This is a genomic window from Nocardia sp. NPDC060220, assembly GCF_042727815.1.
Lineage (GTDB): Bacteria > Actinomycetota > Actinomycetes > Mycobacteriales > Mycobacteriaceae > Nocardia.
On record NZ_JBHWZY010000064.1, the window covers coordinates 1 to 14450 of the forward strand.

The following is a 14450-nucleotide window of genomic DNA, read 5'->3' on the forward strand; positions in this document are numbered from 1 at the left end:
GACTCTCACCAGTCGGGCATTGCGCACCGGCACCGCGGCCCTCGCCATCACCGCCGGACTGATCACCGCCGCCGGGCCCGCCACTGCGGAAGCCCCGCTGGGTTCGGGTAGCGACTCGTCGGGCACCGGCTCTTCCTCCCTGGTGCAGTCCGTGCTCACCGCGATCGGATGTGCCGTCGGCGCCAACTCCTGCGGGCCCATCGTCATCCCTCTGTAGATCGGCGAGATCACCGCGTAGCGGCAAGGGGCCTTCTCGTCGAGTGATGATCGGACACGGCCTTGTCAGGCTTCGGCGGCGGAGGATTTCGGCCGGTGCAGAGCTAGTGCTCGCAGTCGTTGTGGATCGGCGGGCAGTAGATGGTCGTGGCGCAGGCCAGGCAGGTGTGCGTTCGGTGGTGTCCGCCGATCCGGACACAGGGCAACACGCTGACGAGCGACCGGCCTGCCCCGAGCCGGTGTCCGTTGGGGCAGAAGCGCGGCGCAGGTTCCGTCCAGCGTCCATTGCGCAGGTAGAGCCGAATCGAGTCGCACATACGTTCGATTATGCACTTCGTCGGCTGGACGACACGACTGGGCACACCACCGCCGAGCGAGTCCCGATCAGGCCCGAACGTGGCGGTCAGTAGTCGAGGGCGTGCTCCGGCTGACAGACGTACAGGGGCGATGGCAGGTAGCGGACGACGGCGTCCAGGAGGGGGGCGATGTCGTCGCGTGCGAGGGGTGTGGCGCACAGAATGGGCACGATGTCGCCGTTGCGGGTGCGGCGGCGGATGCGGGTGTGCAGGTCTCCAACGGTGAGCGAGTCCGCGCGGTGTTCGGTCAGGGTCGCCCTGAGTACGCGATACCACCGCTCAGCGAGTTGCCTTCGGCTTCCCAGGGTTTCGGTTGCCGCACGTTCGAGGGCCGGTAGCGAGACCAGGTCGACGACGTCGAAGCCGACACCGGCGCCGACGGGGACCTGGAGGGCCAACGGCACCGCCCCGCGAGCGTCGGCGATCGTGCGGACACAGCGGTCGAAGTCGGCGGTGGGTTGATCGAGGCCTCCGACCAAGCACAGGCGGGCGACCTGATGATCGTCGGCGACGCGCAACATGGTTTCGAGTCGCGGGGTGGCGTGCGCGGCGGCGTTCACGACCACGATGACCCCGTCGGCGACGCGAATGGATCGCTCCAAGTCGGCGATGAGCGCGTCGCTCGACAGTTCGGTGACACGAATCGTGTGCTCGATACCGTCCATCGACCAGTGGACCGTGTTCTCGGTGTCGCCGAAACATCGGCGCAGGCGATGAACCACTCGCGCCGTCTCCTCGGCATCGCCGATGATCGTGACGTTGCGGATCGACTGCGGGTCAATAGCTTTGGTGCCCATCGCGCGGTACTCCAGATCGATGTCATCGCATCCTCGATCCGCTCACCGTACCCGCGCCCGAGCAGCGCTGGAACGGAATTCCGCCCCAAAGTAGAACGTGTTCCTATACCGTCGGCCACGTGCAGAAAGAACAACGCCCCGCCGTGGCAGACTGGTTCACTGCGGACGACGGCCAGGTACGCCTCAAAGGAACTCGCTGCAACGACTGCGGCACGCCGTACTTCCCGAAGAACACACTCGCCTGCCGCAACCCCCAGTGCACAGGTACCCACGACGGCTCCGAGCTCGTCGAGTACCTGTTCTCCACGCGCGGCCGGATCTGGTCGTACGCCGACGCCCGGTACAAGCCGCCCGCGCCCTACGTCTCGGCCGATCCCTTCGTGCCCTATGTCGTCGCTGCGGTGGAGCTCGAGGTCGAGCAGATGGTGATTCTCGGGCAGGTCGTGCGCGGTCTCACCGTCGATGATCTGGCCGTCGGCATGCCGGTCGAATTGACCGTCGGGACGCTGTACGAGGACGAAGACGCAGAGCACACGGTGTGGATGTGGAGGCCGGTCAATGACTGACACGAATGATCGCGACATCGCCGTCCTCGGCGCGGGCATGCACCCGTGGGGCAAGTGGGGGCGCAACTTCGTCGAATACGGTCTGGTGGCCGCGCGTGCGGCGCTGGCCGACGCCGGGCTGAACCACCGCGACGTCGGCTACATCGCCGGCGCCGACACCATCCGCAACGGCTATCCCGGCTTCGTCTCGGGCGCGACTTTCGCGCAGGCGCTCGGCTGGTCGGGTGCGCAGATCTCGAGCAGCTACGCCGCCTGCGCCTCCGGTGCGCAGGCCATCGCCAACGCGCGCGCCCAGATCCTGGCCGGGCTGTGCGAGGTGGCGCTGGTGGTCGGCGCGGACACCACGCCGAAGGGCTTCTTCCAGCCGGTCGGTGGCGAGCGCCGCGACGACCCCGACTGGTTGCGCTTCCATCTGCTCGGCGCCACCAACCCGATCTATTTCGCGCTCTACGCCCGCCGCCGCATGGCGTTGCACGGCGCCACTCTCGACGACTTCGCCGCGGTGAAGGTGAAGAACTCCCGGCACGGCCTGAACAACCCGAATGCCCGCTACCGCAAGGAAGTCTCGGTCGAGGAGATCTCCGCTTCGGCGATCGTGTCGGATCCGTTGCGGCTGCTCGACATCTGCGCGACCAGCGACGGCGGGGCCGCGCTGGTGCTGACGTCGATGGACTACGCACGCCGCCACGGCATCGCCGATCCGGTGCGCATCTCCGCGCTGTCGACGGTGACGCCGACGTTCCCGAAGACCGTGCTCGATCTGCCGGATTTCTCGACGGATTCCGCCGTGGCCGTCGAGCCCCCGTCACGCACCTTCCGGTCCGCCATCGCGCACGCCGCCTACGAAGAGGCCGGAATCGGTCCCGCCGACCTGTCCTTCGCGGAAGTCTACGACCTCTCCACCGCGCTGGAACTGGACTGGTACGAGGACATCGGGCTCTGCGAGACGGGTGCAGCGGAGGCTCTGCTGCGCAGTGGCGCAACGACATTGGGCGGACGGGTACCGGTGAACCCCAGCGGCGGACTCGCCTGCTTCGGCGAGGCCATCCCCGCACAGGCCATCTCCCAGGTCTGCGAGCTCACCTGGCAGTTGCGCGGCCGGGCCGACGGCCGCCAGGTGGACAACGCCCGCGCGGGCATCGCGGTGAATCAAGGTCTCTTCGGCCATGGTTCGGCGATCATCGCCACTCGCTGACCCTGAATCACTCAGGTCGGCTACCGAAACCCCGGGCCATGTCCGGGGTTTCGGCGTCATAGCCGCTGCTCAGCCCGCCATATCGACAACTTCACGCTCGAGAGTCAGGTCGGCTACCCGGTCGCGGGCGCGTTCGAGGGACCGTTGGAGGCGCTCCCCGCCGAATTCGTCGTTGCCGGTGTACACGAACTCGACCTCATCGATGCCGATGAAACCCAGAGCCGTGCGCAGGTACGGCTCCACGTGGTTCATGCTCGCTAGCGGACCGCCCGTCTCGTAGCCGGCGTCGCCGGTGCCGACGATGACGAAGGCGCGCTTTCCGGAGGTGAGTGGTGTGTACGGAGCCGCGGCCTCGGGATCGAAGGAGAAGGTGCGCCCGACCCGGACGATCTGGTCGATGTAGGCCTTCAGCATGGCCGGTACCCCGAAGTTGTACATGGGGACTCCGAGTACCAGCACGTCGGAGGCGAACAGCTCGTCCACCAGCTGGTCGCTGTAGGCGAGGGTGTCGCGCATCTGCGGGGTGCGCGCCTCCGATGGGGTGAAGGCGGCGGCGATCCACTCCTCGGTGAGGTGCGGAGGCGGTTCGTGGCCGAGGTCGCGGCGGATCACCGTGTCACCGGGCCTGCCCTCGCTCCACCGCGCGACGAACTCCCCGACCAGCGTGCGGGTGTGGGAGCGCGATCGGCGCGGGCTGGCATCGAGCTGAAGTAGCTGGGCCATCTCTGAAACTCCTGTCGGGACCGAATCTGCTTGCTGGATCGAGCCTGCCCGACAGGGAATATCCGCGTAAGAACGCACATTTCTGTTACCCAGTACCCTTTTTCATACCTTTGCCGGTGAGACGAGGATGTGTATGGCCAAACGTAAGCAGGATCTCGATTTCGACTGCCCGGTCGAGGTCACCCTCGATGTGATCGGCGGCAAATGGAAGGGCATGATCATCTTCCAGCTGAGCGAGGGTACGGCCCGGTTCACCGAGATGCGCCGCGCCATGACGCACGTGACCCAGCGAATGCTGACCGCGCAGCTGCGCGAACTCGAGCGCGACGGCGTGCTCACCCGCACCGTGTATCCGGAGGTCCCGCCCCGGGTCGAGTACGAGCTGACCGAGTTCGGCCGCGGTCTCGTCCCGATCATCGAGCTGATGGAGACCTGGGGCGAGCAGTACCGGGAGCAGCTGCGTCCGGCCGGGTAGACACCTCGCGCGGCTGAGCGCTCGACCGCGACCCCCGCGCGGGGTATCGGTGTAGCGCGGAATTCGGGATACTGTTCGTTACCCCGCAGACCGGGCGCTTCGACATATCGGAGGACTGCCGTGGCCACAGTGTTGAGCGATCCGTCGACGATCCTGGCCGCCCCGGGCACCGAGGGCGGTGGCGCTGCCCTCGATCAGGTGGCGCTGATGACCGGAGCTGCCGCGGTGGTCGGCGCGGTGCTGCTGTGGGTGGCCTACCTGCACCGGACGCGACGCATCACCTGGCTGCAACGGCTGGCCGACTTCAGCGGCCGCCTCATGAACCGTCCCGGCTGGGTAGCGCTGCCGATCGCGATGTTCCTCGCGACCATCCTGACCGCGTTTCTCGGCTTCATCTGGGACGTGAGCCTGCATGTCGGCAAGGGCCGCGACGACGGGCCGCTCGCCAACCCGGCGCACTATTTCATCCTCGTCGGCCTGTTCTTCCTCTTCATGGCGGGCATGCTCGCGATCATCCTGCCGCTCGACGAGAAGCCGGGCAGGGCCGCGGTGAAGATCACCCGCGACTGGTACGCCCCCGTGGGCGGCATCTTGATCGCCGGTGCCGGTCTGTACGCGCTGATCGGTTTCCCGCTCGACGACATCTGGCACCGGCTGTTCGGCCAGGACGTCACGCTCTGGGGACCCACCCACCTCATGCTCATCGGCGGCGCCGGTCTGTCGCTGATCGGGGTGCTCCTGCTCGAACTCGAGGGCCGCTACAACCGGCCCGACCCCGAACGGACCGACGGGCGGATGCTGTGGGCGATCCAGGCCTTCGCTTTCGGCGGCCTGGTGATCGGGCTGTCGGTGTTCCAGGTGGAGTTCGACTTCGGCGTCGAACAGTTCCGGCTGGTGCTGCAACCGATGTTGATCGTCTTCGCCGCCACGATCGCGCTGATCTCGGCGCGGTTGACGCTCGGCCCACTCAGCACACTGCTGCTCGTGGCCTTCGCCTTCTGCGTGCGGTCCATCGTGGCGGTCCTCGTCGGCACCGGATTCGAGGCGCCACGCAATGTGTTCCCGCTCTACCTCGGTGCCGCGATCGTGGTCGAACTGCTCGCCCTTGTTCCGCTGATTCGCCGACCGCTCTGGTGGGGTGCGCTCACCGGGCTCGGTGTGGCGACGGTGGGCATCTGGCTCGAATCGCTGTGGATCGAGCGGATGTTCGTCAATCCCTGGGTCGGCGGGATGTGGCTGGAACTGCTCGCGATGGCGGTGCCGGTCGGTGTGGCGGGCGGTGTGATCGGCGCGATGCTCGGCACCGTCTTGCGCGGCGAGGCACTGCCCAGACCTGCGGTGCGGCGTGGACTCGTGGTCGCCGCGGTGGTGATCGCGGCAGCGGCGACCGCGAACGGGCTGATCATCCGGGTACCGGAGAACGCGTCGGCGACAGTCGCGCTGACCGACGCCGATCCCGAGCAGGGTGGGCGGATGGTCACCGCCGACATCCGGCTCTCCCCCGGCGATCTCATCGGTTCCGATCCGGAGTGGGTGGAGATCCTGGCCTGGCAGGGCGGTACCGGCGACGACAGCCCCGGCCACGGCCTAGTCGTGGACAAGCTGCGTCGCGTCGCCGACGATCACTTCGTCTCCACCCGGCCCGTACCCGTGCACGGCACCTGGAAGACACTGCTGCGACTGCAGGACGGGCGCATGCAATCCGCGCTCCCGATCTTCATGCCGCTCGATCGCGGCATCGGCGCCGCGGAGGTGCCCGCGCCCGCGAGCTTCACGCGGCCGTTCGTCGAGGAGATCTCGGTCCTGCAGCGCGAGCGGTCCTTCGATCATCCGTCCTGGCTGATCGGGCTGGCGGGCCTGGTGGTGCTGGCGTGCAGCCTGGCCTTGATCGCGGCGATGGCGTGGGGTGCGGCCCGCGTCAACGACCGGTATCTGGCGGCGGGCAGCACACCGGACCAGCGGGCGACGGTCGGACCATGATCGGCAAGGAGAACGTCGACATCCTCGCCGACCACTCCCTCCTGCTGGCGATCCCGGCCTTCCTGCCCGCGGTGGCACTGGTCGGCCTGGTGCTGTTCATCGCGATGCGTGACCGGCGCGCGGAGAAGCGCGAAAACGAGGACGCACGAGCACAATCCGTGCCGATCGACCGCACCGAGGAGAATCCGTGACCCCTCGTCGGCTCCGGTACGGCTTTGTCACGGTCGCCGCGGGTTCGCTGCTGGTGGGCTGCTCATCGGGTGCGGAGTCCGAGCCGGCCGGCGAGCCCGCGAGCACGGCCCGCATCATCGACATCCGGATCGCGAACGGCGCGGTGTCCCCGGCCAATACGCGCACCGAAGCCACGGCCGGGCAACGCATCGTGCTGCGGGTCGACAGTGACGCCACCGACGAACTGCATGTCCACTCGGCCCCCGCGCACACCTTTCCCGTCGCCGCGGCGTCCGGCCAGCAGTTCGACTTCACCGTGACGGTGCCGGGCCGGGTGGAGATCGAACTGCACCACCTCGGACGGACGGTGACGACGCTGCTGGTCCGGCAGTGAACTCCCTCGCCCACGGCCTCAACGGCGCCGCTGACCTGCCGATTCCGCTCACCTACGCGTTGATCGGCGCGGCGTGGGCGCTCACCTTCTCGTTCGCCCTGCTGTTCCTCGCCTGGCGTCGACCCCGGCTCGACCCCGACTCACCGGGATTCCCGCTGCCCATGCCGGTTCGCCGAATGATCGACGCCCGCGCGACGCGGACGGTCATCGCCGTGGCGAGCGTGGTGGTCACCGTCTGCGTGCTCGTCATCGCGGTGTTCGGCTCCTCGGATCCGGCCCTGAATCCGGTGCCAGGAGTGCTCTACATCGGCGTCTGGGTCGGGGTGATGGTGGCGTCCCTGCTGATCGGACCGGTCTGGAAGGTCGTTTCGCCGGTCCGGGCGATCCATCGATTCGGCTGCCTCCTGCTGCGGCGCCCGCCGGAGCAGGGACTTCTCCGCTATCGCGAGGAGTGGGGCTACCTCCCGGCCGCCGCGGGCCTGTTCTCCTTCGTGTGGCTGGAATTGGCTTGGCGCGCACCGGGGTCGGTGAGCTCGGTGCTCACCTGGCTGCTCGGCTATCTGGTCGTGACCACGATCGGTCTCACGCTGTTCGGCACCGTCTGGGCAGAGCGGGCCGATCCGCTCGAGGTGTACAGCACGCTGCTGGCGCACCTGAGCGCCTACGGCCGCGACCACGCCGGGCAGCCGGTGTTGCGGATGCCGCTGAACAATCTCGCGGGGACTCCCGGACTCGCCGGATCTGTCGCGGTCGCGGCGACGCTGCTCGGATCCACCGCCTTCGACAGCTTCTCCGCTTTTCCGCGGTGGCGCGAACTGGTCGACGATCTGGCTCCGGTCGTCGACGCGACACTGGTGCGCACGGCCGGACTGCTGGTCTTCATCGGGGTGGTGGGCGGGTTGTTCTCCGTCGCCGCGCGCGCCACCGGCGGCCTCTCCCACGCCGATCGAGCGCTGCTGCCGCGGCGGCTGGCACTCAGTCTCACCCCGATCGTGGCGGGCTATCTGATCGCCCATTACCTCACGTTCCTCCTCGAGAAGGGGCAGGCGACAGTACTGCTGTTCGCGGACCCACTCGACCGTGGATGGAACATCGCGGGCCTGGCCGATCGAGACGTCGCCTACGTGCTGTCGAGTCATCCGAGTGTGCTCGCCACCTGCAAAGTGCTCGCTGTCCTGATCGGCCACATCCTCGGTGTCGCCGCCGCGCACGATCGCTGCCTAGTTCTTCTCCCACCGCGTCACCGGCTGACCGGCCAGCTGGCATTGATGCTGACCATGGTCGGATTCACGTTCACCGGGCTGTATCTGCTGTTCGGGGGTTAGCCGAGTCAGGGGCACAGGGCGCGGGTCAGGATCGCCGTCATGTCCGGCTGTTCGCTGGGCGGCTCGGTCCAGACGATCGTGGCGGCCCGCCCGTCGGTGGTGGCGCCGGCGAAGGTGGCGTACCCGGTGATTCCGCCGGTGTGCCCGATATAGCGGGTGCCGCAGGACAGTTCGGCCGACATCACGCCGAGACCGTATTCGGGCATGCTGTCCACGCCGGTCGGCAAGGTGGCGAGCATCTGCTGCAGTTCCGGTTCCGCCACCACCTTTCCCGCCACCAGGTCGAGGAAGTATCGGTTGAGGTCCTCGCCGGTGGAGACCAGCGCGCCTGCCGCCCACGGCACCGAGGGCTCGATCCGGGTCACATCGGTGCGGGTGCCGTCGATCGGCGCGTAGCCGTGCGGGTGCGGACCGCGGATATCGTGCTCGCCGGTAGCGGGCAGGTAGGTGCCGGTCAAACCCAGCGGGCGAATGATCCTGTCCTGCAAGGTATCCGCATAGGGGCGTCCGGTGACGCGCTCGACGAGCATCGCGGCAACCAGATAGTTCGTGTTCGTGTAGGTGAAGCGGGCACCCGGTGCGAACTTCGCCGGCCGCCGCAAGGCGATGGCGAGCTGTTCGGCGGGTGTGAACGTCCGATGGTCGAGAGCGGCGCGGTATTCGTCGATCTCCGGTGCGTCGGCGAACTCCGGTAACCCGCTGCGGTGCTGCAGGATCTGACGCACCGTGATGGCCCGTCCGTCGACGCCGTCACCGACGATCGAGCCGGGCAGATAGGTTTCGATCGGCTCGTCGAGTTGTATTCGCCCTTCGGCCACGAGTTGCAGCACGATCGCCGCGACAAAGGATTTCGACACGCTGCCGACCCGAACCCGCTGCGGCGGCTCGACCGGAATCGGCACCCCGGTGGCCTGATCGCCGACACCGGCGGCCAACGTGGTGGTCTTGCCGTTCTCGGTGAGTGTCGCGATCACCCCCGACACCCCCGAAGCCACTGCCGCGTCGATGTCGTCGCGCACCCGCTGCACCCGGCCGGACGATTCCGCGCGGTTCTCGGAGGGCGAGACCTCGGGACCGTCCGCCGGACTCGCACACCCCACCAAGGAGACGACAACCGCCATCGCGGCAACGATCGAGAATCTGCGCATCATCCGACCCTAGGAATCCCCCACCGTCCACACATCCGGAACAACCCTGGACCACACCCGGAGATCACACGGAAGCCGCGCTCGGTCCGGACAGGGGTTCGTACTCTCGGTTCGCCTGCGGCGCTGGGGATTCACTGCCATTGAAAATGAGGTGAGAAGGGGCGGGTCCGCCCCGCAGAATGACTCATGCTCACCGATCACTGGCCGCTGTTCGGACTGCGACTGTCCACACCCCGCCTGGAACTGCGCTTGCCCTCGGATGCCGAGCTCGCCGAGCTGGCCGAGCTCGCGGCCGACGGCGTCCACGACCCTGACCGCATGCCGTTCGCCGTCCCGTGGACCGACCTTCCTCCCCGCGAACGAGCACGCTCGGTGGTCCAATACCACTGGCTCCGACTCGGCAACTGGTCCCCCGGCAACTGGACGCTGAACCTCGCGGTCTTCGAGCACGGCCGAATCGTCGGACAGCAGGCGATCGCCGCCCGCGACTACGCGACGTTGCGTGAGGTCGACACCGGCTCCTGGATCGGTCTTCGACATCAAGGGCGAGGCATCGGCACCGAAATGCGCGCAGCGGTCCTCCACCTGGCCTTCGCAGGGCTCGAAGCCACCGACGCAACATCCGGCGCCTTCGCCGACAACTCGCCATCGTTGCGAGTCTCCGAGAAGCTCGGCTACGAGCCGGACGGGATCCGGCGCCTCACTGTGCGCGGGAAGGCCACCGTCCAGCGCCGAGTACGTCTCTCGCGCGCGAAATGGGAGAGCCTGCAGCGAACAACCGTCGAGATCGACGGACTCGCACCGTGCCTGCCCCTGCTCGACGCGGCGTGAGCTGCTTCGAGCGGTCGGCCGGATCGGCGACCGCTCGAAGCCGTCAGCTCCTAGGGAGCGACTCGGTGGGTGTCGCTGACGGTCAGCGTGCACTGGCCGCCCTCACAGGAGCGCTGGAGCCGACCCCGCGAGAGGGTCTGCATCAGTCCGATCGCCCAGCACGTCGGACACCCGCGCAGTGCGATCAAACCCACGGGCAGCAGCAACAAGCTGATCGGCCCGACCACCGGGATCAGCGCCACCGACCCGATCAGCGCGCCGAACCCCACCCCGCCGCGCACCAGGTGTTCGACCATGGACTTACTCGCGAAATCATCGCTCATCATTTCCTCCGGCAGCCTCATCAGGCGTGGCCTGTAGCGCGTGTTGAACTGTCGCCCGGGCCCGGTGCAGCCGTGATTTCATCGCCGCCGTACTGAGCCCGAGCGCATCGGCGACCATCCGCCCGCTGTAGCCCTGGATGTCGCGCATGATCAGCACGCTGCGTTGGTCGGCGGGCAGATCGGCGACCGCGGCCGCCACCCTGCCCGCTTCCAGACGTCGCAGTACTTCGTCCTCGGCCGAAGCAGCCGCGATGGTGTCCTGCACGAGGGCTCGTCCCGGTAGACCCGTCCGCGCCCGACGCAGGCACTCGTTGCGAACGATCCGGAACATCCACGATGCCAGCGCACCCGAGGCCCGCAACATCCCGATCTTGCGATACAGGATGATCAGCGCCTCCTGCGCCGCATCCTCGGCGTCTTCCGGTGTGGCGCACAAGGAACGGGCGAAGCGCTGGATATGTGGATGCGAACCCGCCACCAGCGCCGCGATCGAATCCACGTCACCACCCTGCGCGGCGACGATCAATCGCTCATCGGGCCACCGCGACTCACCCACGCCCAGCTCGTTTGCGCTTCACGACCACCATGCACGTGCAGAGCAACACCAGACCGACGACAACACCGATACCGATGACCACAACAAACCTCCGTGTCCTGTCCCGACGTCCGTCGCGACACACATAAGAGGCACCGGCGCCCCGAAAGGATTCACCCGTCCCGAAAACTCGTCGGCAACCTACACGCACCTCGGTATCGTTCGAATAAGGACACGGCAAACATCAACGCCGGTCGCGGTCACCCGGACTGGTACAGGCACTGAAGCGACGTCGGTCCGATCTCGAAGACCATGTCGATATCCCTGGCCGACGACCTCACCACCGCCGTCTCGACCACCCCCCGCATCCATCGTCATCGCCATCCACGACCGCCGCATGCTCACCGACCTGTCCCACTGGCCACACCTGCCGCTCAGCACGATGCCCTGATGCCCGGCGCCGCAGCCGGGAACCGTGTAACCATGGACGGTCCGAATGTCGGTGCCGGAATTTAGGCTTGTCCCATCGCGTGGGTGGGAGGAGCGACAGTGGGCTCGATATTGGTGATGGTTGCAACTGTGCTGCTGTTGTTCGCGTGGGATGGCGTCGAGCAGGAGGGGATCGCCGGAGCCTGGGTGGAACTATCCGGTGCCGCAGCGCTGTGGATGTTCGGCGCGTGGGTGGTGTGGTTGGAGGAATCGGATTCGGCCCCAGCGCCCGCGTGGATGGATCAGCCCGAGAATCTTTGTGATGAAGCGGAACTCATGCCACTGGTGGCGGCGGTGCAGACGTTGACACTCGATCCGGCGGTGGCGGCCACTGCCTGGAGGTCCGTCGGCAAAGATCGCGACGAGGTCTTGTGTGAGCTCCTCGCCGCGATCGAGGGCGTCGGCATCCTGGCTTGGATCGACGGGGAATGCGAACTGACGGTCGACTCGCTTCGGGCTGACCTGGAATCGACGCCGTCCTTTCCGCAACGCCTGACATGGGATTGGGTCGACGCGGCGATCGCCGAGGGCGATTGTGATGACTTGGCGACGGAATTGGGTGCGCGTTGCCTCGAAGAGGGCGTCGCCGCAGTCGGATTCATGGCCGAGGACTTCGATGCGGAGACCGCCGGCTGGGGTGTGGTCTTCATGGATCTCGAGCGAGCCGACACCTTCCTGAGACACTTCACGCAGGCCGGGCATTCGGCTGTCATTTTGGGCAGGAGCGTATGGCAAGCCCGCTACCGCGCGGTCGCCGACATCAATCGGGTTGCCGACGCGATCGATCTGCTGGTCGATGAGCAACTCGACCGGGGAGGCGCGCACACGGGATTCGACATCGAATGTCCGCACAGCTGGTGTGGCCAACCGTGGCACGGGCTTCCGATCACCGCTGAACAGGAACGCGCGAGTACCCGCGATACCGCGCCGATACTGTGTCCTGGATCGTTGTCCGAGGGCGCGTTCATCCCGCCCCGACCAGAGCCGGTCCCGCAGGTCGAGAATTCATCGGTCGGGGGCTCCTCCGGCGTCGCCGCCCGCGTCGGGCTCCGCGTTGTCATGGTCGCGCTGGCCTGCCTGAGCTTCGGCTTCCTGGCATGGGGGCTGCTCTTGCGACTGGCGCTTGTCACCGGCCGACGTCGCGACTGGGTACTGTGCTGGCTGGTGATCGCCGTTCACGTTCTCATCTGGACCCTGTTGAGCATGGACTCTGGTGAGGAGATCAGTACTTGGCAGGGGGAACTGGGGATGTACCTACTCTTCGGAACACTCATCGTGACCACGGCCTACTACCTGGTGGCCGACATCTGGTGGTACCGCACATCCGCACGCTGGTGACTCGGTCACGACCGGCAGCGCAGGGTTTCGGGAGGACGCGCACGGCGGCAGCCTCACCGTCGTGGGCGCTGCGTGGATCGGAATGCCGATCGAGTCGGCGGATACGCGGCCTTCCATGCCACGCCGGTCAAGGACGACGAGCGCTGATCAGCCAAGACCGTGAGTCGAAATACACGCCGGTTTCGGTCTCGTGGTCGGCCAGAACCTCGCGCAACCGCGCACGGGCCTGTTCGGCTTTCGCGGGTTCGAGTGCGGAGAGGAAGGCCGTGAACCCGGTCAAGTGCAGCAGGTTGTCGTAGGCGGCCGCAGTGTCAGGACCGTAGTAGACGGGCTCGTCGATCTCAGTGAACGCGATGTCGGTGAAACCCGCTGCTACCAACAGGGACTCGGTGAAGTCCGGATCGGCGAGCGAGAACGGTCCGCGGCCCGGCGTGGCGATCGACGCGGCGAGGACGTCGCTGAACACCGTCGCCCATTCGTTGCGGTCGTGGCCTTGCCAGACCAGCCACGCGAGACGACCGCCCGGACGCAATGTGCGTGCGATGTTGGTGAACGCGGCGCCCGGATCAGCGAAGAACATCACCCCGAACCTGCTGATACAGAGGTCGAAGTACAGGGGCGGAAAGGTGTTCTCCTGCGCATCGGCCAGCTCGAAACTGACATTCGACGGCCCTTCGTCGGCGCTGATGCGACGGGCCTGTTCGAGCATCACCTCCGAGATGTCGACCCCCACCGCACTCCCGTCGACGGCCGCGCGAGCCGCCTCGCGCGTGGTCTGTCCTGTGCCACAACCGATGTCGAGCACGCGATCACCGGCTCCGACCCTCGCGGCCGCGAAGAAGTGAGCAGTGTGCAGACGTAGTTCGGCGTCGTAGTCGAACAGATCCATCGTCGTCCTCCGGAAGCTGTGTCATCGGTACGGGCCTCGGCGGGCGGCACGCACTCGGTCCATCTCACCATCACCTTCCTCCGCGCACCCGCTCGTCGCGTCCGACATTCGAATCGACGTGACACCGACCCGGCGACCCGCCAGGATGGGTCGATGTCGACACGAGAACTCGTCGTCCTCGGCACAGCCGGGGCTGTGCCCACCCGCCGTCGCAACCACAACGGCTACCTGCTGCGCTGGGACGGGCAGGGCGTGCTGTTCGATCCCGGCGAGGGCACGCAACGTCAGATGGCGCACGCGGGCGCCTCCGCGACCGAACTGAATTGGTTGTGTATCACCCATTTTCATGGTGACCACTCGCTGGGCGTTCCAGGCATCGTGCAGCGGCTCGGACGCGACGGGGTGCCCCACGGGGTGCACGCCGTCTACCCCGGCGAGAACGCCGAGTACTGGGACCGGTTGCGGTATGCGACGAGCTACTACGGCTCTCCCACGCTGATCGAGCACCCGGTGAGCGGCCCCGGCGAGACATTGCAGGGCAACGGTTTCACCCTCACCGCGCTTTCCCTTGCCCACAGCATCCCCACGTACGGCTATCGCCTCGCCGAACCGGACAGCCGAACGTTTCTGCCCGAGAAGTTGCGTGAGCACGGCATTTCCGGCGCCGCGATCCGCGAGCTGTCCGGACCACTGCTGGAG

17 protein-coding genes are annotated in these 14450 nt (G+C 67.2%); 11 read left to right on the forward strand and 6 right to left on the reverse strand.

The window, feature by feature from the left end:
• Nucleotides 1-217, forward strand: a 217-nt coding sequence (locus ACFWF3_RS05350) for a hypothetical protein (RefSeq protein WP_379312556.1), incomplete at its 5' end; no start/stop codon positions are given.
• Between the two features lie 402 nt (nucleotides 218-619).
• On the opposite strand, the gene ACFWF3_RS05355 is transcribed toward ACFWF3_RS05350, so the two are convergent.
• A complete protein-coding gene (locus ACFWF3_RS05355) occupies nucleotides 620-1369 on the reverse strand; it encodes a GTP-binding protein (protein ID WP_379312557.1) in 750 nt (249 codons plus the stop codon).
• 119 nt (nucleotides 1370-1488) lie between these two features.
• Between ACFWF3_RS05355 and ACFWF3_RS05360 the strand changes: the two genes are divergently transcribed.
• Together ACFWF3_RS05360 and ACFWF3_RS05365 are read left to right on the forward strand one after the other, a co-directional pair.
• Nucleotides 1489-1935, forward strand: coding sequence for a Zn-ribbon domain-containing OB-fold protein (locus ACFWF3_RS05360; RefSeq protein ID WP_378996296.1), 447 nt, complete (start codon nucleotides 1489-1491; stop codon nucleotides 1933-1935).
• A complete protein-coding gene (locus ACFWF3_RS05365; protein ID WP_378996298.1) occupies nucleotides 1928-3130 on the forward strand; it encodes a lipid-transfer protein in 1203 nt (400 codons plus the stop codon). Before ACFWF3_RS05360 ends, ACFWF3_RS05365 begins: the two co-directional genes overlap by 8 nt.
• 69 nt (nucleotides 3131-3199) lie before the next feature.
• Here ACFWF3_RS05365 and ACFWF3_RS05370 read toward each other — a convergent pair whose 3' ends face one another.
• Nucleotides 3200-3853 carry an FMN-dependent NADH-azoreductase gene (locus ACFWF3_RS05370; RefSeq protein WP_379312558.1) on the reverse strand — a complete coding sequence of 218 codons (654 nt, stop codon included), beginning with the start codon at nucleotides 3851-3853 and terminating at the stop codon, nucleotides 3200-3202.
• 133 nt (nucleotides 3854-3986) lie between these two features.
• On the opposite strand from ACFWF3_RS05370, the gene ACFWF3_RS05375 reads away from it, so the two are divergent.
• The 5 genes from ACFWF3_RS05375 to ACFWF3_RS05395 all read left to right on the forward strand — a co-directional run bounded on the left by ACFWF3_RS05375 (nucleotide 3987) and on the right by ACFWF3_RS05395 (nucleotide 8198).
• A complete protein-coding gene (locus ACFWF3_RS05375; protein WP_379312560.1) occupies nucleotides 3987-4328 on the forward strand; it encodes a winged helix-turn-helix transcriptional regulator in 342 nt (113 codons plus the stop codon).
• A gap of 120 nt (nucleotides 4329-4448) precedes the next feature.
• On the forward strand, nucleotides 4449-6308 hold the full coding sequence (locus ACFWF3_RS05380; protein ID WP_378996304.1) for a hypothetical protein: 1860 nt from the start codon (nucleotides 4449-4451) through the stop codon (nucleotides 6306-6308).
• Complete coding sequence (locus tag ACFWF3_RS05385) at nucleotides 6305-6499, forward strand: hypothetical protein (RefSeq protein WP_379312562.1); 195 nt, start codon at nucleotides 6305-6307, stop codon at nucleotides 6497-6499. Before ACFWF3_RS05380 ends, ACFWF3_RS05385 begins: the two co-directional genes overlap by 4 nt.
• On the forward strand, nucleotides 6496-6873 hold the full coding sequence (locus ACFWF3_RS05390; RefSeq protein WP_379312563.1) for a hypothetical protein: 378 nt from the start codon (nucleotides 6496-6498) through the stop codon (nucleotides 6871-6873). Before ACFWF3_RS05385 ends, ACFWF3_RS05390 begins: the two co-directional genes overlap by 4 nt.
• Nucleotides 6870-8198, forward strand: coding sequence for a hypothetical protein (locus ACFWF3_RS05395; RefSeq protein WP_379312564.1), 1329 nt, complete (start codon nucleotides 6870-6872; stop codon nucleotides 8196-8198). The genes ACFWF3_RS05390 and ACFWF3_RS05395 overlap by 4 nt, the downstream gene beginning before the upstream one ends.
• A 5-nt stretch (nucleotides 8199-8203) precedes the next feature.
• Here ACFWF3_RS05395 and ACFWF3_RS05400 read toward each other — a convergent pair whose 3' ends face one another.
• On the reverse strand, nucleotides 8204-9346 hold the full coding sequence (locus ACFWF3_RS05400) for a serine hydrolase domain-containing protein (protein WP_379312566.1): 1143 nt from the start codon (nucleotides 9344-9346) through the stop codon (nucleotides 8204-8206).
• Between the two features lie 186 nt (nucleotides 9347-9532).
• Between ACFWF3_RS05400 and ACFWF3_RS05405 the strand changes: the two genes are divergently transcribed.
• Nucleotides 9533-10177 (forward strand): GNAT family N-acetyltransferase, encoded by a 645-nt coding sequence (locus ACFWF3_RS05405; protein ID WP_379312567.1) that lies wholly within the window; start codon nucleotides 9533-9535, stop codon nucleotides 10175-10177.
• A 50-nt stretch (nucleotides 10178-10227) separates the two neighbouring features.
• Here ACFWF3_RS05405 and ACFWF3_RS05410 read toward each other — a convergent pair whose 3' ends face one another.
• Together ACFWF3_RS05410 and ACFWF3_RS05415 are read right to left on the reverse strand one after the other, a co-directional pair.
• Nucleotides 10228-10500 (reverse strand): hypothetical protein, encoded by a 273-nt coding sequence (locus tag ACFWF3_RS05410; RefSeq protein WP_379312568.1) that lies wholly within the window; start codon nucleotides 10498-10500, stop codon nucleotides 10228-10230.
• Complete coding sequence (locus ACFWF3_RS05415) at nucleotides 10490-11056, reverse strand: RNA polymerase sigma factor (RefSeq protein WP_379312570.1); 567 nt, start codon at nucleotides 11054-11056, stop codon at nucleotides 10490-10492. The genes ACFWF3_RS05410 and ACFWF3_RS05415 overlap by 11 nt, the downstream gene beginning before the upstream one ends.
• A 705-nt stretch (nucleotides 11057-11761) precedes the next feature.
• On the opposite strand from ACFWF3_RS05415, the gene ACFWF3_RS05420 reads away from it, so the two are divergent.
• Nucleotides 11762-12862, forward strand: coding sequence for a hypothetical protein (locus ACFWF3_RS05420; protein WP_379312571.1), 1101 nt, complete (start codon nucleotides 11762-11764; stop codon nucleotides 12860-12862).
• 127 nt (nucleotides 12863-12989) lie between these two features.
• Here ACFWF3_RS05420 and ACFWF3_RS05425 read toward each other — a convergent pair whose 3' ends face one another.
• On the reverse strand, nucleotides 12990-13751 hold the full coding sequence (locus ACFWF3_RS05425; RefSeq protein WP_379312572.1) for a class I SAM-dependent methyltransferase: 762 nt from the start codon (nucleotides 13749-13751) through the stop codon (nucleotides 12990-12992).
• Between the two features lie 153 nt (nucleotides 13752-13904).
• On the opposite strand from ACFWF3_RS05425, the gene ACFWF3_RS05430 reads away from it, so the two are divergent.
• The coding region (locus tag ACFWF3_RS05430) for an MBL fold metallo-hydrolase (RefSeq protein ID WP_379312573.1) at nucleotides 13905-14450 on the forward strand (546 nt) is incomplete at its 3' end.